Source organism: Bradyrhizobium sp. USDA 3311, from assembly GCF_054062495.1.
Map to the genome: position 1 here is coordinate 7,595,794 of NZ_JBSSFI010000001.1, position 21,529 is coordinate 7,617,322.

Sequence of the window (21,529 nt, forward strand, 5' to 3'; positions counted from 1 at the left end):
CTGTCCCCTATTCCGCCGGCTGAAGCACGCCGGGCCGCTTGGTCCCGACCTCGTCGAGGGCCAGGTCCAGCACCTCCTCGAACTCGACGATGTTGTCGATCTCCGTCCCCATCGCGATGTTGGTGACGCGTTCGAGGATGAACTCGACCACCACGGGCACGCGGTGCTTCGCCATCAGCTCGCGCGCCGTCGCAAACGCGGCCTGCGAGTCCTTGGGATCGGTGACGCGGATCGCCTTGCAGCCGAGGCCTTCGGCGACGGCGACATGGTCGACACCGTAGCCGCCGAGCTCGGGCGCGTTGATGTTCTCGAACGAGAGCTGGACGTGGTAGTCCATGTCGAAGCCGCGCTGGGCCTGGCGGATCAGGCCGAGATAGGAATTGTTCACGACGACGTGGATGTAGGGCAGGTTGAACTGCGCCCCGACCGCGAGCTCCTCGATCAGGAACTGGAAATCGTAATCGCCTGACAGCGCGACGATGTCGCGATCCGGGCAGGCCGCGCGCACGCCGAGCGCCGCGGGCAGCGTCCAGCCCAGCGGCCCCGCCTGCCCCGCATTGATCCAGTTGCGCGGCTTGTAGACGCCGAGGAACTGCGCACCCGCGATCTGCGACAGGCCGATCACGGTGACATAGGTGGTGTCGCGGCCGAACGCCTTGTTCATCTCCTCGTAGACGCGCTGCGGCTTGATCGGGACGTTGTCGAAATGGCTCTTGCGCAGCATCGAGCGCTTGCGATCGCGACAGGCCGCGGGCCACGCCTGGCGCTCGCGAAGCCTGCCTGACCGACGCCACTCCCTGGCGACGGTGACGAAAAGCTCGAGCGCGGCCTTGGCGTCCGAGACGATGCCGAGATCGGGATTGAACACCCGCCCGATCTGCGTCGGCTCGATGTCGACATGCACGAAGGTGCGGCCCTTGGTGTAGGTCTCGACCGAGCCGGTGTGGCGGTTGGCCCAGCGGTTGCCGATGCCGAGCACGAAATCGGATTCGAGCATCGTGGCGTTGCCGTAGCGGTGACTGGTCTGAAGGCCGACCATGCCGGCCATCAGCACGTGATCGTCGGGGATCGCTCCCCACCCCATCAGCGTCGGCACGACCGGCACGTTGGCAATCTCGGCGAATTCGACCAGGAGGTCCGAGGCGTCCGCGTTGATGATGCCGCCGCCCGCCACGATCAGCGGCCGCTCGGCCGCATTGAGCATCTCCAGCGCCTTCTCGACCTGCTTGCGGGTCGCGGCCGGCTTGTAAACCGGCAGCGGCTCATAGGTCTCGTCGTCGAACTCGATCTCGGCGAGCTGCACGTCGAGCGGCATGTCGACCAGCACCGGCCCCGGCCGCCCTGAGCGCATGACGTGAAACGCCTGGCTGAACACCCGCGGCACCAGCGCCGGCTCGCGCACGGTGACCGCCCATTTGGTCACGGGCTTTGCGATCGACTCGATATCGACCGCCTGAAAATCCTCCTTGTAGAGCCGCGCCCGCGGCGCCTGCCCGGTGATGCAGAGGATCGGAATCGAATCGGCGATCGCCGAATAGAGCCCGGTGATCATGTCGGTGCCGGCCGGCCCCGACGTGCCGATGCAGACCCCGATATTGCCGGCCTTCGCCCGCGTATAGCCCTCGGCCATGTGCGAGGCGCCCTCGACATGACGCGCCAGGATATGGCGAATCGAGCCGCGCTTCTTCAACGCCGAGTAAAGCGGATTGATCGCGGCTCCTGGAACGCCGAAGGCAGTCGAGATGCCTTCCTTCTCCAGAATTCGCACGGCCGCATCGATAGCTCGCATCTTCGCCATATCGGACCTCGCTCAAGTTGCGTCAGCGAGCGAGATCATCGGGCGCGCAAGGTGCGATCTCAACGAGATCGATTTTATTTTCCACGATGCGGCAGCCGTGGAAAAATCGTGGGCGTGTCAATCAGTTAGATCGAGATATCCGTGAAAGCGCTTCACTCGAACAGCGGCGCCAGCTCCATCTGCGGCACCAGCACGAGGCCCTTGTCGGTGATCCGAATTTCCGGAATGACCGATAGCGGAATCAGATTGAAGCCCATGTAGGGGATGGTGCAACCGGCTTCCGCCCATTCCTTCTTCAGCACCTTGACCTCTTCGGCCACCTCCGTGACGCGCTTGTCGGACAACAGCCCCGCGATCGGCAGCGGGACCAGCGCCCTCACCTTGCCATCGGCGACGACGCAGACAGCGCCCTGGTGCTCCTTGATCGCCGCGATCGCGACCTGCATGTCGGCCTCGTTGGTTCCGGCAACGATGATGTTGTGGCTGTCATGCCCGACGCTGGAGGAGACCGCGCCGCGCTTCAGGCCAAAATCCTTCAGCAGGCCATAGGCGACATTGCCGGCCGATTTGCCGTGGCGCTCGACCACGGTGACGAAGCAGAGGCCGTAGCGTGCGAACAGCGTCGGCCAGTCCTTGGCCGGCTCGATTGCGACTTTCTCATGGATCAGCGTGATGCCCGGCAGCGCGGTCTTGATGGCGTTGACGGTGCAGGCTTTCGCCGGCAGCTCCGGCGTCAGCTTGACCTTCTCCGGGAGCTTCACGGTCGCATAGGCCGCCTTCGGATATTGATAGCGCTGCGACAGCGCCTGATCGAGCCTCGGCGTGATCTTACCACGCTGGACCACCAGCTCGCCGCCATACCAGGTGCATTGCGGCTTGAGCTGATCGTCCATCAGCACGAGATCGGCGCGGCGGCCGCCACCGAGCCCGCCGATATCGCCCTCCATGCCGAAGCGGGTGGCGCCGTGCAGCGAGCCCATCGACCAGGCCTGTTCGGGCGACATGCCCGCCTTCACCGTCTCGCGCACCACCCAGTCGAGGCCGAACAGCAGGAGATCGTCGGCGTCGCGGTCGTCGGTGCACACGGCGGTGCGCTTGTGCGAGGCCCCGAGCTCGGTGATCGTCCGGATCGCCTGCGGCAGCGAGTGCCAGGGCGTGGTCGGCGGGCCGCCGCGCAGGAACACCCAGACGCCGGCGTCGAGCAGATCGTCGGCGATATCGCGGTCGATCGCCTCATGGGTGTCGGTGACGCCGCTCGCCGCATAGGCCGCGACGAATTCACGGCCGTAGACGTGGCCGGACACCGGGCGTCCGCGCTTCAAGGCGGCGGCGAGGATGGCGTGGCTCCGCTCGTCACCCATGGTCACCGGCACGAAATCCATCTTCTCGCCGAGCGCCACCGCCTCGGGCCAACGGTCGAACAGGCCAGCGATCTTGTCCGGCGTGAGGTCGCCACCCGCGGTCTCAAGCTCCGCCGACGTGGCCGGGACGGTCGACGGCACCGTCAAGAAGATCGAGAGCGGCGCCTCGCGCGCGTCCTCCAGCATCGCCTCGACGCCGGCGACGTCCATGACGTTGCCGATCTCGTGGCTGTCGCAGAAGATGGTGGTGGTACCGTTCAGCAGTGCGGCCTCGGCGTAGGCGCAGGCCGTCACCATCGAGGATTCGATGTGGATATGCGGATCGACCAGCCCCGGCGCGATGATCGCGCCGGCCGCGTCGTAGAGGGCAACACCGCTCCACGCCTTCTTGGCCGTTCCCGCCGGCTTGACCGCAGCGACACGGCCGCCGGTGATCCAGACCTCGCGGTTCGCGTGGATGCGCTCCGAATAGGTCGAAAGCACCCGCCCCCCGGTGACCACGAGATCCGGCGCGACGCGCGCGGAGGCGACATCGGCCAGACGCCGGGTCATCGAATGCAGCGGTGCGACGGCGAAGCGGGTAAGTCTGGTCATCGGGACCCTCGCGTGGCGTTACGGCCCAGCGATGGTTACGCCCCGCGCCATAGCGGGCAAGCGCAAATATAACGGCAGGCCCTGCTTACGCCTTAGGCGCCGAGCCGCCCGTCGCCGCCCTTGCAGGCCTGCGCGGGTTCCGCCTTCTCGGCGGCGCTGCGGCAGCGGGCTTGACCCGAATCCGCATCGAGCGGCCCTTTGACTCGTCGATCTCGAATGAGTTGGTCTTGCGCACGAGGTCGCTCAGCTTGCGGAACCCGAACGTCCTCGGATCGAAATCGGACGCCAGATTGGCGAGCTGCCGCCCGACTTCCCCGAGCGCGACCCAGCCGTCCTCGCTCTCCATCTGGGTGATGACCTTCTTGATGATGGGGGTCGCTGCATCAAGCGGCTGAAGCGACGTCGATCTTGCGGCGGCGTCCTGGTTGGTCGTCGGGGCGGCAAGCAGGTTCTCGGTGTAGACGAACCTTCGGCAGGCCTGCCTGAAGCTTTCCGGCGTCTTCTGCTCGCCGAACCCGAAGACGTCGACGCCCTGTTCCCGGATGCGGGCGGCCAGACGGGTAAAGTCGCTGTCGGATGACACCAGGCAGAAGCCGTCGAACCGGCCGCTGTGGAGCAGGTCCATGGCGTCGATGACCAGGGTGATGTCGGACGCGTTCTTTCCCGTCGTATAGGCGAATTGCTGCTGCGGGATGATGGCGTGCTTCGACAGAATATCAGCCCACCCCTTGGACCGCGAGCTGGAGAAGTCGCCATAGATGCGGCGAACGCTGGCCTCGCCGATCTTGGCAATCTCCTCGAACAGGCCATCCGCGATCTTTGCGGAGGCGTTGTCGGCATCGATCAGGACGGCGAGACGGGGCGAGCGGAGTTCCGACGGCATGGCGTTTCCTCAACGAGCTGGGCGCAGCATTCAAGGACGCGCGCGCCGGGACGGCTAGTCCTCATTCGCCTTGAAGCGCCCCATCCCCTTCAGCACGAACGGGGCCAGCAGCGCAACCAGCGCGATGACGAGCAGCGTCGCCGAGATCGGACTCTGGAGCAGCGTCATGGGATCGCCGAGGCTGATCGCAAGCGCTCTGCGCAACTGGCTCTCGGCGATCGGGCCGAGGATCAGGCCGACAACGACGGGCGCGATCGGAAAGTCGAACCGGCGCATCAGGAAGCCCAGCACGCCGAAGCCCGCCAGCATCGACAATTCGACCACCGACGGCTTGGCCGCGATGGTGCCCATGGTCGCGAAGACGAGGATGCCGGCATAGAGCCACGGCTGCGGGATCGCGAGCAGCCGCACCCACAGCCCGACCAGCGGCAGGTTGAGCACCAGCAGCATGCAATTGGCGATGAAGAGGCTCGCGATCAGGCCCCACACGAGGTCCGGCCGCTCGGCGAACAGCAGCGGCCCCGGATTGAGGCCGTATTGCTGGAAGCCCGCCAGCATCATCGCGGCCGTCGCCGAGGTCGGCAATCCCAGCGTCAAGAGCGGCACCAGCGTGCCGGCGGCCGAGGCGTTGTTGGCGGCCTCCGGTCCCGCGACGCCTTCGATCGCGCCCTTGCCGAATTCTTCCGGGTGCTTGGTCAGCCGTTTCTCGGTCGAATAGGACAGGAAGGTCGGGATCTCCGCGCCGCCCGCCGGCAGCGCACCGATCGGGAAGCCGAACATGGTGCCGCGCAGCCACGGCTTCCATGACCGCTTCCAGTCTTCCTTCGTCATCCACAGCGAGCCGCGCACCGGCTCGAGCTTCTCCTCGGTGTGGTGGCGGCGCGATGCGACGTAGAGCGCCTCGCCCAGCGCGAACAGGCCGACCGCGAGCGTCGTCACCTCGACGCCGTCGAGCAGTTCGGGGACGCCGAACGCCAGCCGCGCCTGACCGGTCAGCTTGTCGATGCCGACGAGGCCGAGCGTCAGGCCGATGAACAGGCTGGTGAGGCCGCGGACCGGGGAATCGCCGAAGGTCGCCGACACCGTGACGAAGGCGACGCACATCAGCGCGAAATAGTCCTCGGGGCCGAAGCGCACGGCGAAATCGACCAGCCAGGGCGCGAGAAAGGCAAGCCCGATGGTGGCGATGGTGCCGGCGACGAAGGAGCCGATCGCGGAGGTCGCGAGCGCCGGCCCGCCGCGGCCGGCCTTGGCCATCTTGTTGCCTTCGAGCGCGGTCGCCATCGAGGCGCTCTCGCCCGGCGTGTTGATCAGGATCGCGGTGGTCGAACCGCCATACATGCCGCCATAATAGATGCCGGCAAACATGATCAGCGAGCCGCCGGGATCGAGCTTGTAGGTCACCGGCAACAGCAGCGCGACCGTCAATGCCGGGCCGATGCCGGGCAGCACGCCGACGGCGGTGCCCAGGAATACGCCGATCAGCGCATAGAGCAGATTCATCGGCTGGACGGCGACCGCCATGCCGTGCGCCAGCGCGGCGAAGGTGTCCATCACAGCAGTCGCTCCAGGGGGCCGGCGGGAAGGCTCAGCGTCAGCAGCCGGTCGAACGCGAGATAGATGAGGGTCGACATCACGAGCGCGATGACGGAATCGGCAAGGACGGCACGGCGTCCGAACGCCGCCGACGTCGTGACGAACAGCGCCGACGTCGCCAGGATGAAGCCGCCGCCGAAGCCGATGATGGCGATCAGCAGCGCAAGGCCAGCGAGGATTAGAATCACCGGCACGGGATCGGCGCTCTCGCGCGCCGGCAGGTTGCCGCGCAGCGCGTCGATGAGATTGCCGATCGCGAGCAGCGCGAGGCCGGTGGCGATCACCACCGGCATCGCCTCCGGCCCCATCCCGTACATCGTGGTGGATTGCAGGCCGCGCGCGTCCCAGACCAGCACCGCGGCAAGACCTGCGAGCAGTGCAGCGATGACGATGCCGGCGCGATCGACGCGCCGCGGCGGCTGGGCGGGATCGCCTGAGGTCATGACTTGACCAGGCCGACCGACCTCAGCACGTCAGTGACGCGCACCGTTTCCTTCTTCAGGAAGTCGGCGAAGGCATCGCCGCCGAGATAGGCGTCCTCCCAGCCCTTCTGCTTGAGGATGTCCTTCCAGGCGTCCGACTTCACCATCTTCTCGACCGCATCGCCTAGGGTTTTGCGCTGCTCCGCGGTGATGCCGGGAGGCGCGACCACCGAGCGCCAGTTGGCGATCACGAGGTCGATGCCCTGCTCCTTGAAGGTCGGGATGTCGCTGCCCGCGATGCGCTTCTCCGAGGTCACGCCGATTGCGCGCAGCTTGCCGGATTTGATCTGCCCTTCATATTCGCTCATCCCCGAAATGCCCGCGGTGACCTTGCCGCCGAGGATCGCCGCCAGAGACTCGCCGCCGCCGGAGAACGGGATGTAGTTGATCTTCTTCGCATCGGCGCCGACGGCGCCGGCGAACAGTGCCGCCATGACATGGTCGACGCCGCCGGCCGAGCCGCCGGCGAAGGTCACCTTGGCGATATCGGCCTTCACCGCAGCGGCGAGATCCTGCGCCGTCTTGATCGGCGAATTCGCGGGCACCACGATCACCTGGATTTCCTCGGTGAGGCGCGCGATCGGCGTCACCTGCTCGAGCGTCACCGGCGACTTGTTCATGGCGAGCGCGCCGACCATGACGAAGCCGTTGACCATCAGCTGGTTGCCGTCGCCCTTGGCGCCGTTGACGAACTGCGCGATGCCGACGCTGCCGCCGGCGCCGGGAACGTTGGTGACCTGCACGCTGCGCGCGACGCCCGCGGCGACAAGCGCCTGCTGCATCGAGCGCGCGGTCTGGTCCCAGCCCCCGCCCGGTGCCGCCGGCGCCATCAGCTTGAGCTCGAGCTGCTGGGCAAGGCTCGGCGTGGCTGCCGCCAGGGTCAGCGCAACGGCTGCGCCGACAAGGCGCGCGGGAAATCGAAACATGAGGGCATTCTCCAGGCTCGTGCGGACGTTGCTGATCAGCTGCCGCATTGTGTCGTTTGGTCGCATATCAGCCAAAACGGCCGATGCTGTCCAGCGACGGCGCCGGTGTTCCTTCAGCGGGAGTTCGGCATCACCCCGCCGAGCGCGACCGTCAGCTCACCGGCGACATCGCGCACAATTCGCCCGATTTCCGGCAGCCTGTCGTCGGTCAGACGGCTGGTCATGCCGGAGACGGAGATCGCCGCCAGCGGCTCGGCGCAGTCGTTGTAGACGACTGCGGCAATACAGCGCAGGCCCATGCAGGCCTCTTCGTCATCGATCGCAAAGCCCTGCTTGCGGATCGTCGCGAGCTCCTTGAACAGGTCGCTCGGCCGCACGATCGATTTCTCGGTCAGGCGTGGCATGCCGTGATGGCGGATGACGGCGCCGACGTCCTCGTCGGAATAGGTTGCGAGCACCGCCTTGCCGACGCCCGACGTCACCATGGCGACGCGGCCGCCGACCTGGGTCAGCGAGCGCATGATCTCGCGGCTCTCCATGCGGGTCAGCACGATGATGAACTCGTCGTCGACGACGGCGAGATTGGCGGTCTCGCGGGTGAGATCGCGCAGCTTGCGCAAATAGGGAATCGCCTGCGTGGAGAAATTACGCCGCCGGGCAAAGCTCGCGCCCACCGTGAAGCCGCGCACCCCGACATGCCATTTGGATTCGGCGCGGTCGAACTGCACGAAGCGGCGGCTTTCGAGCGTTGCCAGCAGGCGGTGGACGGTGGAGGCCGACAGGCCGGTGCGCACGGCGAGATCGCTGAGGCGATAGCCCTCGTCGTCTTCGGCCAGCGTCTCGAGGATCGACAGCGCGCGGTCGACGGACTGCACGCCGCCGTCGCGTGCGTCATGGTCGGCCTCCGAAGGCGACCTGGGCTCGAGCGATTTGCGCCGGATCACGTTCTTGCTCATCGCGACCTGCCGCTTGTGCATCCGTCATTCCGGGATGGTGCGCCGGGACTGCGCGCAGCGCGGGCCTGGCGTACCAGACCCGGAATCTCGAGATCCTCAGGTGCGCAAGTGCGCACCATAGTTCGACGCTTCGCGTCGCCCCGGGATGACGTCAGAGATAACGCTCAGAGCAGCCCTGCCCCGCGCGCCCACTTGTACTTGGCACCCAGGACCTCGACCGGCAGTTCGGTCGAATAGGCGTAGGCCGGGATGCCGTTCTGGTAGAGATATTCGGCGGCTTCCTCGACCTCGACGTCGCCGGCGAGCGAGGCCACAATCGGCTTCACGAAGCCCTTGGCCTCCATCTCCTTCTTCACCTCGACCATGTTGCGGGCGAACACCATCGGCGGGGTGACGATGGTGTGCCAGTAGCCGAGGATCAGCGAATGGATGCGCTCGTCCGACAGGCCGAGCTTCACCGTGTTGACGTAGGTGATCGGCGGCTCGCCACCGGTGATATCCACAGGATTTCCGGCGGCTCCAAACGGCGGGATGAACTTGCGGAAGGCCGCATCCAGATCCGGCGGCATCGACATCAGCGACAGGCCGTTGTCGACGCAGGAGTCCGACAGCAGCACGCCCGAGCCGCCCGCACCGGTGATGATCAGCACGTTCTCGCCCTTCGGCGTCGGCAGCACCGGCACGCCGCGGGCGAATTCGAGCAGCTGGCGCAAGCTGCGGGCGCGGATCACGCCGGACTGCGCCAGGACGTCCTCGTAGATCTTGTCGTTACCGGCGAGCGCGCCGGTGTGCGAGGACGCCGCCTTGGCGCCGGCCGAGGTGCGGCCGGCCTTGAGCACGACGACCGGCTTCTTCTTGGAGACGCGCTTGGCGGCTTCCGCGAAGGCGCGGCCGTCCTTGAGGTCCTCGCAGTGCTGCGCGATCAGGTTGGTGTTGGGATCCTGCTCGAAGAAGGCGAGCAGATCGTCCTCGTCGATGTCGGACTTGTTGCCGAGGCCGACGATCGCCGAAACGCCCATCTTGGCCGAACGCGAGAAGCCGATGATGGCCATGCCGATGCCGCCCGACTGCGACGACAGCGCCGCGTGGCCCTTGACGTCGTAGGCGGTGCAGAAGGTCGCGCAGAGATTGGCGGGCGTATAGTAGAAGCCGTAGATGTTCGGCCCCATCAGGCGGATGTCGTACTTCTTGCCGACCTCGACGATCTCGGCCTGCAACTCCGGCGCGCCGGCCTCGGCGAAGCCCGACGGGATCAGCACCGCACCCGGAATTTTCTTCTCGCCGCATTCGGTCAGCGCAGCAGCCACGAACTTCGCGGGAATCGCGAACACCGCCGTGTCGATCACACCCGGCACGTCCTTGACGCTCTTGTAGGCCTTGTAGCCGAGGATCTCGGTGGCCTTGGGATGGATCGGATAGATGTCGCCCTTGTAGCCGCCGTTGATGAGGTTTTTCATCACGGAGTTGCCGATCTTGCCGTCCTCGGCGGAGGCGCCGACCACGGCGACCGCCTTCGGCTGCATGATGCGGCTCATGGCAGCTACGATCTCTTCGGTCGGGCGCGGCTTCGGCTTGGGCACATAGGCGAAGTCGACGACGATACGCACGTCGGCCGCAATCGCGCTCTTCGCCGTCGCGAACACCGGATTGAGGTCGAGCTCGACGATTTCGGGGAAATCGGTGACGAGCTGCGAGACCTTGACGATGACGTCGGCAAGCGCCGTGCGGTTCACGGGCTCGCCGCCGCGCACGCCCTTCAGGATCTCATGGGCCTGGATGCCGTCGAGCATCGAGAGCGCGTCTTCCTTGGTCGCGGGCGCGAGGCGGAAGGTGATGTCCTTCAGCACTTCGACCAGCACGCCGCCGAGGCCGAAGGCGACCAGCTTGCCGAACGAGCCGTCGGTGATCGAGCCGACGATGACCTCGGTGCCGCCGGCCAGCATCTGCTGCACCTGGACGCCCTCGATCTTGGCATCGGCCTTGTACCTCTTGGCGTTGCCGAGAATGGTCTCGTAGGCCTTCTCGGCATCCTCGGCCGTCTTGAGGCCGACGATCACGCCGCCGGCTTCGGTCTTATGGAGAATGTCCGGCGAGACGATCTTCATCACGACCGGGAAGCCCATCGAGGCAGCCATCTTGCCGGCCTCGCCTGCCGACCTTGCCACGCCCTCCTTCGGCACCGGAATGCCGTAGGCGTCGCAGACCAGCTTGCCTTCCGGCGCCGTCAGGCTGGTGCGGTTGTCCGCCTTGACCTGGTCGAGCACCTTGCGGACGGCATCTTTGGAATTGGACATGTGGCTTCTCCCTTGACCTGGTTCGTTCTTTGCAAAGCGCGCGTATTGCGGCTGCCCGTGATGCTTGCCATTCGCCGCGCTCTGTTCCATGCGGCGGAACGGAGTGGCATAAAGCCCGAGATTACTCCGCCCGCTTGGATCAAAAATGGCTGGCGATGGCATTTGGTATGCCAGAAGCCAATTTGTCAAGCTGCGGCGCCCCCTGGAACGCCGCAAAAAATAGGCAGCTTGACATTCTGGCATGTGGTATGCCAAAAACTTTCCCGTTAATAATCCTGTAAAAGACGACTCCCACTGGAGGAGATTCGTCGTGTCACTGCGGAAACCAACCAAGGCGTTGCCGAACATGGCCGAGGCAGATATCGCAATCGTTCGTATTGCCCCGGAGAGCAGCTTCAAGAACAAGGCGTATGACGCCTTGAAGGAAGCCATCCTCAAGATGGACATCTACTCGACGCCCGAGCCGGTGATGCTCGACGAGCGCGCGCTGTCCGAGCGCCTGGGTGTCAGCCGCACGCCGATCCGCGAAGCGATCGCGATGCTCGAGCAGGACGGATTCGTGAAGACGGTTCCGCGCCGCGGCATCATGGTGGTGCGCCGGACCAAGAGCGAGATCGTCGACATGATCCGCGCCTGGGCGGCGCTGGAGAGCATGGCGGCCCGCCTCATCACCACCACCGCGCGCAAGAAGGACATCACGGCGTTGCGCGACTTCTTCAAGGACTTCGGCAAGGACCGCCTGCCCGAGGATCACGTCGAGGAATATTCGCGCGCCAACATCGCCTTCCACCAGGCGCTGATCTCGCTGTCGGAATCCCCCGTGCTGGTCGATCTCACCAACGACCTGCTGCTGCACGTGCGCGGCTACCGGCAGCTGACCATCGGACGCAAGGACCGCACCGCGACCTCGCTGCCCGAGCATCTCGGCATGATCGAAGCACTGGAAGCGCGCGACACCGAGCTCGCCGAGAAGCGCGCCCGCGACCACACCCTTGGCCTTGCCGCTTACGTCGAAGCGCACGGTCAGGAACTCTTTACCTAGCAACGTTCACCAGAAGGGCGAAACATTCGCCCCAGTATTGAGACCAGGGAGACAAGGCCCATGCTGAACACCGCGACCAAGTCCGAGGCACCGGGCACCGAGCAGGAATTGACGGATGGCTTCCATCTCGTCATCGACGCGCTCAAGCTGAACGGCATCAACACCATCTATAATGTGCCGGGCATCCCGATCACGGACTTGGGCCGCATGGCGCAGGCCGCCGGCATTCGCGTGATCTCCTTCCGCCACGAGCAGAACGCCGGCTATGCCGCGGGCATTGCCGGCTACCTCACCAAGAAGCCCGGCGTCTGCCTCACGGTCTCCGCGCCCGGCTTCCTCAACGGTCTCACCGCGCTCGCGCATGCGACCACCAACTGCTACCCGATGATCCTGGTCTCGGGCTCCTCGGAGCGCGAGATCGTCGACCTCCAGCAGGGCGACTACGAGGAAATGGACCAGCTCACGATTGCGAAGCCGCTGTGCAAGGCGGCCTATCGCGTGCTGCACGCCCAGGACATCGGCATCGGCTTCGCCCGCGCCATCCGCGCCGCGGTCTCGGGCCGTCCGGGCGGCGTCTATCTCGACCTGCCGGCAAAGCTGTTCGGCCAGGTGATGAACGCCGAGGCCGGCCAGAAATCACTGGTCAAGGTGATCGACGCAGCACCCGCGCAGATCCCCTCGCCCGCGTCGGTCAAGCGCGCGCTCGACGTGCTCAAGAGCGCAAAGCGTCCGCTCATCATCCTCGGCAAGGGCGCGGCCTACGCGCAGGCCGATGAGGAGATCAAGAGCTTCGTCGAGAAGAGCGGCGTACCGTTCCTGCCGATGAGCATGGCCAAGGGCCTCCTTCCCGACACGCATCCGCAGTGCGCCGGCGCGGCTCGCTCGACGGTGCTGAAGGAATCCGACGTCGTCATGCTGATCGGCGCGCGGTTGAACTGGCTGCTCTCGCACGGCAAGGGCAAGAGCTGGGGCGAAGCGCCCAAGAAGTTCATCCAGGTCGATATCGAGCCCAGGGAAATGGACTCCAACGTCGAGATCGTCGCGCCCGTCGTCGGCGACATCGGCTCGGTCGTCTCCGCCTTCAACCAGGCGATGGCTTCGGGCTGGACCGCCCCGCCCGCCGACTGGACCAAGGCGATTTCATCCAAGCGCGAAGAGAACGTCGCCAAGATGGCGCCGAAGCTCATGAACAACAAGTCGCCGATGGACTATCACGGCGCGCTCGGCGTGCTGAAGAACGTCATCAAGGATCACCCCGAGGCGATCCTCGTCAACGAGGGCGCCAACACGCTCGACCTCGCCCGCGGCGTCATCGACATGTACAAGCCGCGCAAGCGTCTCGACGTCGGCACCTGGGGCGTGATGGGCATCGGCATGGGCCAGGCGATTGCGGCCGCGCTGGAGACCGGCCACCCCGTGCTCGCGGTGGAAGGCGACAGCGCATTCGGCTTCTCCGGCATGGAGGTCGAGACCATCTGCCGCTACAACCTTCCGATCTGCGTCGTCATCTTCAACAATGACGGCATCTATCGCGGCACCGACGTCAACAGCGTCAACGCGGATCCCGCGACGACCGTGTTCGTCAAGGGCGCGCGCTACGACAAGATGATGGAAGCCTTCGGCGGCGTCGGCGTGAATGCCACCTCGCCCGACGAGCTCAAGCGCGCCGTCAACGAGGCGATGGCTTCACGCAAGCCGACGCTCATCAACGCGGTGATCGATCCGGCCGCCGGCTCGGAGAGCGGCCGCATCGGCAACCTCAATCCGCAGAGCGTCCTTCAGAAGAAGAAGTAAGTCCTCCCCTTCAACCCATTACTCCCTGCGGGTGCAGGGGCAGACAGAGTATACGGAGCAATACGATGACCAAAGCGCTCACGGGCGTTCGCATTCTCGACTTCACCCACGTCCAGTCCGGACCGACCTGCACGCAGCTGCTCGCCTGGTTCGGCGCCGACGTGATCAAGGTTGAACGCCCGGGCGTGGGTGACATCACCCGCGGCCAGTTGCAGGACATCCCGAACGTGGACAGCCTGTATTTCACCATGCTGAACCACAACAAGCGTTCGATCACGCTCGACACCAAGAACCCCAAGGGCAAGGAAGTCCTCACCGAGCTGATCAAGAAGTGCGACGTGCTGGTCGAAAACTTCGGCCCCGGCGTGCTCGACCGCATGGGCTTCCCCTGGGAGAAGATCCAGCAGATCAACCCGAAGATGATCGTCGCCTCGATCAAGGGCTTCGGTCCCGGACCGTACGAGGACTGCAAGGTCTATGAGAACGTCGCGCAGTGCACCGGCGGCGCCGCCTCCACCACCGGCTTCCGCGACGGCCTGCCGCTCGTGACCGGCGCGCAGATCGGTGATTCCGGCACCGGCCTGCATCTGGCGCTCGGCATCGTCACCGCGCTCTATCAGCGCACGCATTCGGGCAAGGGCCAGCGCGTCACCGCTGCGATGCAGGACGGCGTGCTCAACCTCGCCCGCGTCAAACTGCGCGACCAGCAGCGCCTCGCCCACGGCCCGCTTAGGGAATACAGCCAGTTCGGCGAAGGCATTCCGTTCGGTGATGCCGTGCCGCGCGCCGGCAACGACTCGGGCGGCGGCCAGCCCGGCCGCATCCTGAAGTGCAAGGGCTGGGAGACCGATCCCAACGCCTACATCTACTTCATCACCCAGGCGCCGGTCTGGGAGAAGATCTGCGACGTGATCGGCGAGCCGACCTGGAAGACCGACCCGAACTACGCCAAGCCGGCGGCCCGCCTGCCGCGGCTGAACGAGATCTTCGCCCGCATCGAGCAGTGGACGATGACCAAGACCAAGTTCGAGGCGATGGAAATCCTCAACAAGGACGACATCCCCTGCGGCCCGATCCTGTCGATGAAGGAGATCGCCGAGGACCAGTCGCTGCGCGCGACCGGCACCGTGGTCGAGGTCGACCACCCCACCCGCGGCAAGTACATCTCGGTCGGCAACCCGATCAAGCTGTCGGATAGCCCGAGCGACGTGCAGCGCTCCCCGCTGCTCGGCGAGCACACCGACGAGATCCTGCGCAGCGTGCTCGGCTTCTCGGATCACCAGGTCGCCGACATCCACAAGTCCGGCGCGCTCGCCCCGCCGCAGAAGCAGGCCGCCGAGTAAGCGGTTCGACCAGAGACACGAAAGGCCGCCGATTTCGGCGGCCTTTTTGTTGGTGGCGAGAGGGACTGCATCCCGCAATCGGCACGCTTGCTGCGATGAACCAGCCGACACCGAATTGAGGATGGGTCCGGGGGAACAAATGCGGGGGCCGGCCGTTATTCTTTTGCCGGCGCGCTCCCGGAAATGCGAGCGAGCCGCCTCCAGAGCGAGTGACCAGGCGCTTCGCAGAATACCTGCCCAACGCTGAAGAATTGTCCTCCTCGTCCCGAGGGTGACAAGTCGACCCATCTCAGCTTGCGAGCGGGAGGCGTCGCGTCCAGCACTTGCCGGGACCACGCCCGTTGATCAAACGAGGTCGATATGTTGAGACATCAATCCTCTGATCGCGCCAAGCGTGAAGCCAACAAGGCGTTCAAGCCCGCCAACACGCACAAGCCGATGAGCGACTATGCGAAGGACCAGCACGCCCTCAACGAGAACCGTGAGCGTCTGAAGGCGGAGCGATTGGCCCGCGAGACCAAGCCGAGTGACCGCTCCGAATAGGGAGCGGCTGAAGGGGCGCGTCACGTTCGGCGCGCGCTTGGCCTATAGCATCGAGAGCACGACGATCCCGTCTTCAAGTTCGCCGGACGCCAGCCGTATCCGCGCGATACGCTCGAACTCGGTCCGGTACTTCTGAAGATAGCTGAAGGCCTGTTTCTGCGTCTGAAACGTGGTGGCAAGCCGGCACATCTGACGACCCGCGCCAAGCGCGAGGAAAAAGGTGATTGTGCCGCCGCCATCCGGCTTGATCCTAGGCACGATCCGCACTCTTTGGCATGTGACCGGCCCTCTCGGAAATGATCGTCGGCGCTATCGAGCCCGACTAGAGCCTTTCCCGTTCCGATGGAATCGGAACGGGGCTCTAGATTCTTGTTTTGACGCGTTTTCCTGCCGCGAACCGGTACCCATTTCGCTCGAAAACGCTCTAGCGCGGCGATTTCCGCGCGCGCTTCTTCGGCACAGGCGCCGGCAACGACGCGCGAATATCCGCGTCGGCCGCTTCCTTGGCCTCCCGCAACTCGCGTAGCCGCGCCATGTTCTTGCGGAGTTCGGCGGACTGCCGTTCGGCATCCGCCATCGCGCGCGCGCCCTCTTCAGCCGCCAGGCGTTGGCGGTTGGAACGCGCGATGCCTGCGGGCGAAGGTTCTGCCGATTTCCTGGCGCTCATCTTCCACCCTGCTTGGCAACGGACAAAACCCGCTCAATCCAGGGATCGAGCGGGTCGCATGGCCGTTTCAATACATCCGTGAAACGGCACTGGAGAGCTTAGGCCAGCGAGAGATTCTCAGCGCTGACCTTGCCCCGCATCTTGTCGGTCTTGGCCTCAAAGTTGACCTTTTGGCCCTCGGCGAGACCCGAAAGACCAGCCCGCTCGACCGCGCTGACGTGAACGAACACGTCGTTGCCGCCGTCGTCGGGCTGAATGAATCCAAAGCCCTTCTGGCCGTTAAACCACTTCACTGTACCTGTCGGCATTGTTCTTCTCCAAAGCGCGCATGCGCGTAACCCGCGTGACGCTCACGCAGAATCGATTCAATTCGTCGATGTCTCTGGAAAAAGGAGCCCGCGGGCGCATTCAACAAGGCACAGCGGCTGAACGAATGGCGACAGGCTATACCCCATCACGGTCAGTTACAAGGCTTGGGCCGGATTTAATTGCGCGCCCGCGCCGGCGGAACGGTTGAAGCTCGCGACACTTCCGGGCGAACAACGTGTCTTAGTAGACATACACGCCACGGATTTGTGGGTATGCTTTCTCATCACCGCCCGGCCCGTGGCTTCTACCGGTGATGAGAACGCCAGTTGCGCTCCCGCCCCCATCCGAACAAGGGGAGCATTGTCATGGAACGGCGTCGCTTCAAACAAAGTCAAACTCTGAAACAGCGGCTCGTCAATGAGGTCGGCCGTCTGCGCGACGAGGCCCGCTTACTCCCTCCCGGCCGGCGCCGCGAGATGCTGCTGCGAAGGGTGCGGCAGGACGAGACGGCCATCCAGATCGACGCGTGGCTCAGCTCTCCGGGCCTGAGGGCGCCGACGTAACGCAGCGATATCGGGGTTTCGCGGGATAGAGCTGGTCAATTCGCCGCTATGAAAAGCCGCCCGGTCGAATCCTGCCGGAACGTCAGTGCATATGCGTAGGCAGAATTGCGGCAACGCCGCAGGATATCGCCGCAGTGTGGAACATACGGCCAGCCCCCCTCAAAAAAATCGGGATGTCCTGTCGGGTCAACGACGTCTTGCTCGTCCTCGTATCATGAACGGGCAACAGACGTTGATGTCGCGCCCGCCAATGCAAGAGGATGAATGAACATGCCCAGCACTGTCCGCCTGCACCGCGTTCTCACGACCAGCCCCGAGAAAGTCTATCGCGCCTTCCTCGAGGCCGATGCGCTGGCAAAATGGCTTCCGCCGAACGGCTTCACCTGCACCGTGCATCATTTCGAGCCGAAGGTCGGGGGCACGTTCAAGATGTCGTTTCGGAACTTCACGACGGGCAACAGCCACGCCTTCGGCGGCGAGTATCTCGAGCTCGTCCCCGGCGAACGTCTCCGCTACACTGACAAGTTCGACGACCCTCATCTGCCCGGCGAAATTCAGGTGACCGTGCTGCTAAAGAAAGTCTCGGTCGGCACCGAGGTGGACATCACGCAGGCCGGCATCCCGGACCTCATCCCGCCGGAAGCCTGTTATCTCGGCTGGCAGGAATCGCTACGGAATCTCGCGAAGCTCGTCGAGCCCGACATCAAGCAATAGCAATGACTGGGTGGGGAGCTTCCTTGCGGCCGATCCTTCGAGACGCCCGCTTTGGCGGGCTCCTCAGGATGAGGTCGTGCTTCGCGGCGAAGTCTTAGTCCCTCATGGTGAGGAGCGCCGCCTCACGGCGCGTCTCGAACCATGAAGGCCGAGAGGGTGCCCTACCCGCCCTCCTTCGGCGCCAGCCCACCGTCTGCGGTCCAGCGATCGGGATCTGGACTGTGTCCGATCAGCGCGAGGCCGTAGGCGATCGACTCGAACTGGTCGCCCGACATCAGCCGCTCGTTGCCGAACCGGTCGGCAAACAGCTTTCGGACGGCGGGGACGAACGATGTGCCGCCGGTCAGAAACACCTTCTCCACCTCGCGCGCGGTGATGCGGGCTTCGCCCAGCACCTTGTCGACGGTCGCCCCCAGCCCGGCGATATCGTCGGCAATCCAGGATTCAAAATTCTTCCGGGTGATGGTCGAGCCAATGTCGACCCCGCCGCCCTTGAAGCGGAAGTCCACCTGATCCTGCGCCGACAGCGCGACCTTGGCGTTCGACACCGCGCGGTACAGCGAAAAGCCGAGGTCGAGATCGACGATGGTGATGAAATCCTCGAGCAGCTCCGGCTTCAGCGCGCTGCGCGCAAGCTCGCGGAGCTCGCGCAGATCGCCGTTGCTCTTCATCATCGCGAGCTGATGCCAACGCGCGAGGTTGGTGTAGTGGCCGCTGGGAACCGGGAGCACCTTGTCGAACGAGCGGAAGCTGGAGCCCTTGCCGAGCCGCGGCGAGACGACGTGGTCGACGATGCGGTAGTCGAACGTGTCGCCCGCAATGCCGATGCCGGCATGACCGAGCGGCTCGGCGCGCAAGGCGCCGCCTTTGCGCGAGAAGCGCATCACGGAGAAGTCGCTGGTACCGCCGCCGAAATCCGCGACCAATACGGTGGCATCGCGCTCCAGGCGGCGGGCGAAGGAGAACGCGGCGCCCACGGGCTCGTAGACATAGCGCGCGTGGCCGGCGCCCAGGCGCTCGAACGCGGCCCGGTAGCGCTGCATCGCCAGCGCCTCGTCGGGATTGCCGCCGGCGAAGCGCACGGGACGACCGACCGTGATCGTTGACGTCTCGAAGCCGAACCGGTCGCCGCCATGGCGCGCCAGCGTGCGCAGGAACGCCGCCAGAATATCCTCGAACTTGTAGCGCTGCCGGAACACCTGGGTGGTGTTGAAGCTGCTGCTCGCGGCGAAGGTCTTGAACGACTGGAGGAAGCGGTAGACGTGGCGTCCTTCGAGAAACTGCTCGATCGCCCACGGGCCGCCCTCGGCCTGGGCGCCGGCTCCCGGCCGGTCCTCCCAGAAGCACAGGGCCGACACAAAGACGCTGTGTCGCTGTCCGCCGTGATCGAAGCGGATGGCCTCGACCCGGCGGTCGTCCGCCGCGAGGGCGACGACCGTATTGCTGGTCCCAAAATCGATGCCGATCGAGACGGCGGGCGAGGCGCTCGACATGAACCACTCTGACAGATGATTGGAAGGGGGCAGACCACTAGCGGCTTTGACTTGCCGTGCCAAGACCCGGCCCGCGGCTTGCCCCCGCCGGAATTCGTGCCCGTGGGGCGACCGTTTGCGCCAGACTCGGCGGCAAACTGGGGCATTTCGGAGCCGGCAGCTCGTTTCGGCTGCCGTTCGTGCAATTTTAGGCCCGGTACGGCCCCTTTAACGGAGCATTATGCTGCAATGCGGGATGATGCATGCTGCTATGCAATGGCATGCATGGACATTGGCATCTGGTATACATAGATTGCCTTTCGAAATGAGACAGCGCTACTGACCGTCTCAAGAAAGGAATTCCGATGTCCAAGACCGCTTCCGTCGCTCTCGCCCCCTCCTCCACCCTGTTCGCGCGTTTCATGGCCGCGGTCGACCGCTTCCTGATGGCCAGCGCCGAGATCTCGAATCACAACGGCGACCTGCCGCGTTTCGGCCTGTAAGCGCGCGCTTCCTGCGCCGCGGGAGCCGCACGCCGGTTTCACAGGTGTCGACATGCTACTTTTGATGAATGGCCCCGCAGGACGGGGCCATTTCTACTTGTGCTGTCCTGAGTCACTGCCGCGGCCGGAGAAGGGTCCTGCGGCATTTGCGCACGGTGACCGGACCAGCGCTTGAACCTTGGCATAATGAATACAAGAATGCCTCTCCAGCGCTCGCAGAAAAATTAGAGGCGCCACGGGAGGCTTTATGACGGACATGGTGCAGGCAACGGCCCCTACAACCGCGCGCGTTAGCGACACGTATCGCTGGGCGCAATTGGCGATCGGTGTAGCGGCGATGGTGATGATCGCCAACTATCAATATGGCTGGACGTTCTTCGTCCCCGACATCCAGAAAAAGTTCGGCTGGGATCGCGCGTCGATCCAATGGGCCTTTACTCTCTTCGTGCTGTTCGAGACCTGGCTGGTGCCGGTCGAAGGCTGGTTCGTCGACAAATACGGTCCGCGCATCGTCGTGCTGGTCGGCGGCGTGCTCTGCGCCATGGGCTGGGCGATCAACGCACAGGCCACCACGCTCAACGGCTACTATCTCGGCATGATCATCGCGGGCATCGGCGCCGGCGGCGTCTATGGCACCTGCGTCGGCAACGCGCTGAAATGGTTTCCCGACAAGCGCGGTCTCGCTGCGGGCATCACGGCGGCCGGCTTCGGTGCGGGCTCCGCGCTGACCGTCGCGCCGATCCAGGCCATGATCAAGGACAGTGGCTTCCAGACCACCTTCCTGTATTTCGGCCTCGGGCAAGGCCTCATCATCTGCATCCTCGCCTTCTTCCTGCTGGCGCCGAAGCCTGGCCAGGTGCCGGTCGTCGTGGCGAACGCCGCGCTGGTGCAGACGCGTCGCAACTACCAGCCGACCGAGGTGCTGCGTCAGCCGATCTTCTGGCTGATGTACTTCATGTTCGTGATCGTCGGCGCCGGCGGCCTGATGGTGACGGCCAACCTGAAGCCCATCGCGGTTGACTGGAAGGTCGACAGCGTTCCGGTGACGCTGATGGCGGTGACGATGACCGCGGTGACCTTCGCAGCCACGATCGACCGCGTGCTCAACGGGCTGACGCGTCCGTTCTTCGGCTGGATCTCCGACATGATCGGCCGCGAGAACACGATGTTCATTGCCTTCGGCATGGAAGGTGTTGGCATCTGGATGCTCTACCTCTGGGGCCACGATCCCATCTGGTTCGTGCTGCTCTCGGGCTTCGTGTTCTTCGCCTGGGGTGAGATCTACTCGCTGTTCCCCTCGACCTGCACCGACACGTTCGGCGCCAAGTTCGCGACCACCAATGCGGGCCTGCTCTACACCGCAAAGGGCACGGCCGCGCTGCTGGTTCCGATCGCCAATTACATGCAGCAGTCGTCAGGGACCTGGGACAGCGTGTTCATCATCGCAGCCGGCGCCAACATCATGGCTTCGGCGCTGGCGATCGCGGTGCTCAAGCCCTGGCGCAAGGTCGTGGTAGCGAAGTCCACGGTCTGACGCGCTTCACCACACTTCATTCCGACGGGACGCCCGGCCTCATGGCCGGGCGTTTTCGTTTTGAGGATTCGGAACCCGTGTCCGAACGGAACTGCCGATTTTGTAACGGGCAAGCCAAGATTGGGCTTGCATTCTGGGATATGGTATACCAAGCT

At 64.9% G+C, this 21,529-nt stretch carries 20 protein-coding genes; 8 read left to right on the plus strand and 12 right to left on the minus strand.

Annotation, left to right across the window (positions count from 1 at the left end; translation table 11 throughout):
• Window positions 1-7: 7 nt before the first annotated feature.
• The 8 genes from gcl to ACVWW6_RS36410 all read right to left on the minus strand — a co-directional run bounded on the left by gcl (window position 8) and on the right by ACVWW6_RS36410 (window position 10,890).
• Complete coding sequence (gene gcl, locus ACVWW6_RS36375) at window positions 8-1,798, minus strand: glyoxylate carboligase (RefSeq protein WP_456682444.1); 1,791 nt, start codon at window positions 1,796-1,798, stop codon at window positions 8-10.
• Between the two features lie 152 nt (window positions 1,799-1,950).
• A complete protein-coding gene (locus ACVWW6_RS36380; protein ID WP_456682445.1) occupies window positions 1,951-3,753 on the minus strand; it encodes an adenine deaminase C-terminal domain-containing protein in 1,803 nt (600 codons plus the stop codon).
• 85 nt (window positions 3,754-3,838) lie between these two features.
• Complete coding sequence (locus tag ACVWW6_RS36385; RefSeq protein WP_011085948.1) at window positions 3,839-4,636, minus strand: NYN domain-containing protein; 798 nt, start codon at window positions 4,634-4,636, stop codon at window positions 3,839-3,841.
• A 54-nt stretch (window positions 4,637-4,690) separates the two neighbouring features.
• Entirely contained in the window at window positions 4,691-6,190 is a 1,500-nt protein-coding gene (locus ACVWW6_RS36390; protein ID WP_028172209.1) for a tripartite tricarboxylate transporter permease, read from the minus strand.
• Window positions 6,190-6,675: a tripartite tricarboxylate transporter TctB family protein gene (locus ACVWW6_RS36395; RefSeq protein WP_456682446.1), complete on the minus strand. Its 486-nt coding sequence runs from the start codon at window positions 6,673-6,675 to the stop codon at window positions 6,190-6,192. The genes ACVWW6_RS36390 and ACVWW6_RS36395 overlap by 1 nt, the downstream gene beginning before the upstream one ends.
• The gene (locus ACVWW6_RS36400; RefSeq protein WP_038966067.1) at window positions 6,672-7,640 is read right to left on the minus strand and encodes a Bug family tripartite tricarboxylate transporter substrate binding protein; all 969 of its coding nucleotides are present in this window, start codon (window positions 7,638-7,640) and stop codon (window positions 6,672-6,674) included. The genes ACVWW6_RS36395 and ACVWW6_RS36400 overlap by 4 nt, the downstream gene beginning before the upstream one ends.
• Before the next feature lie 113 nt (window positions 7,641-7,753).
• On the minus strand, window positions 7,754-8,596 hold the full coding sequence (locus tag ACVWW6_RS36405) for an IclR family transcriptional regulator (protein WP_028172212.1): 843 nt from the start codon (window positions 8,594-8,596) through the stop codon (window positions 7,754-7,756).
• 164 nt (window positions 8,597-8,760) lie between these two features.
• Complete coding sequence (locus tag ACVWW6_RS36410) at window positions 8,761-10,890, minus strand: acetate--CoA ligase family protein (RefSeq protein WP_456682447.1); 2,130 nt, start codon at window positions 10,888-10,890, stop codon at window positions 8,761-8,763.
• Between the two features lie 346 nt (window positions 10,891-11,236).
• Here ACVWW6_RS36410 and ACVWW6_RS36415 point away from each other — a divergent pair, with 346 nt between their 5' ends.
• The 4 genes from ACVWW6_RS36415 (at window position 11,237) to ACVWW6_RS36430 (ending at window position 15,612) form a co-directional block, all read left to right on the plus strand.
• On the plus strand, window positions 11,237-11,932 hold the full coding sequence (locus ACVWW6_RS36415) for a GntR family transcriptional regulator (RefSeq protein WP_161537124.1): 696 nt from the start codon (window positions 11,237-11,239) through the stop codon (window positions 11,930-11,932).
• A gap of 60 nt (window positions 11,933-11,992) precedes the next feature.
• Window positions 11,993-13,726: an oxalyl-CoA decarboxylase gene (oxc, locus tag ACVWW6_RS36420; protein WP_456682448.1), complete on the plus strand. Its 1,734-nt coding sequence runs from the start codon at window positions 11,993-11,995 to the stop codon at window positions 13,724-13,726.
• 65 nt (window positions 13,727-13,791) lie between these two features.
• Window positions 13,792-15,069, plus strand: coding sequence for a formyl-CoA transferase (gene frc, locus ACVWW6_RS36425; RefSeq protein ID WP_011085940.1), 1,278 nt, complete (start codon window positions 13,792-13,794; stop codon window positions 15,067-15,069).
• Between the two features lie 360 nt (window positions 15,070-15,429).
• A complete protein-coding gene (locus ACVWW6_RS36430) occupies window positions 15,430-15,612 on the plus strand; it encodes a hypothetical protein (RefSeq protein WP_028172216.1) in 183 nt (60 codons plus the stop codon).
• Window positions 15,613-15,654: 42 nt separating this feature from the next.
• Here the strand turns inward: ACVWW6_RS36430 and ACVWW6_RS36435 are convergent, their stop codons facing one another.
• From ACVWW6_RS36435 to ACVWW6_RS36445, 3 genes are all read right to left on the minus strand, one after another.
• A complete protein-coding gene (locus ACVWW6_RS36435; protein ID WP_011085939.1) occupies window positions 15,655-15,879 on the minus strand; it encodes a hypothetical protein in 225 nt (74 codons plus the stop codon).
• A 157-nt stretch (window positions 15,880-16,036) separates the two neighbouring features.
• Window positions 16,037-16,279 (minus strand): hypothetical protein, encoded by a 243-nt coding sequence (locus tag ACVWW6_RS36440; RefSeq protein WP_027546334.1) that lies wholly within the window; start codon window positions 16,277-16,279, stop codon window positions 16,037-16,039.
• Window positions 16,280-16,377: 98 nt separating this feature from the next.
• The gene (locus tag ACVWW6_RS36445; protein ID WP_011085938.1) at window positions 16,378-16,587 is read right to left on the minus strand and encodes a cold-shock protein; all 210 of its coding nucleotides are present in this window, start codon (window positions 16,585-16,587) and stop codon (window positions 16,378-16,380) included.
• A gap of 366 nt (window positions 16,588-16,953) precedes the next feature.
• Between ACVWW6_RS36445 and ACVWW6_RS36450 the strand changes: the two genes are divergently transcribed.
• Together ACVWW6_RS36450 and ACVWW6_RS36455 are read left to right on the plus strand one after the other, a co-directional pair.
• Window positions 16,954-17,151 carry a hypothetical protein gene (locus ACVWW6_RS36450; protein ID WP_028172218.1) on the plus strand — a complete coding sequence of 66 codons (198 nt, stop codon included), beginning with the start codon at window positions 16,954-16,956 and terminating at the stop codon, window positions 17,149-17,151.
• Window positions 17,152-17,421: 270 nt separating this feature from the next.
• Window positions 17,422-17,865, plus strand: a complete 444-nt coding sequence (locus tag ACVWW6_RS36455) for an SRPBCC family protein (RefSeq protein WP_456682449.1) — start codon at window positions 17,422-17,424, stop codon at window positions 17,863-17,865.
• A gap of 161 nt (window positions 17,866-18,026) precedes the next feature.
• On the opposite strand, the gene ACVWW6_RS36460 is transcribed toward ACVWW6_RS36455, so the two are convergent.
• The gene (locus tag ACVWW6_RS36460) at window positions 18,027-19,358 is read right to left on the minus strand and encodes an Hsp70 family protein (RefSeq protein WP_456682450.1); all 1,332 of its coding nucleotides are present in this window, start codon (window positions 19,356-19,358) and stop codon (window positions 18,027-18,029) included.
• Between the two features lie 344 nt (window positions 19,359-19,702).
• On the opposite strand from ACVWW6_RS36460, the gene ACVWW6_RS36465 reads away from it, so the two are divergent.
• Window positions 19,703-19,840, plus strand: a complete 138-nt coding sequence (locus ACVWW6_RS36465; RefSeq protein WP_165448147.1) for a hypothetical protein — start codon at window positions 19,703-19,705, stop codon at window positions 19,838-19,840.
• Between the two features lie 247 nt (window positions 19,841-20,087).
• Window positions 20,088-21,374, plus strand: coding sequence for an oxalate/formate MFS antiporter (oxlT, locus tag ACVWW6_RS36470; protein ID WP_011085934.1), 1,287 nt, complete (start codon window positions 20,088-20,090; stop codon window positions 21,372-21,374).
• The last annotated feature ends 155 nt before the right edge of the window (window positions 21,375-21,529 follow it).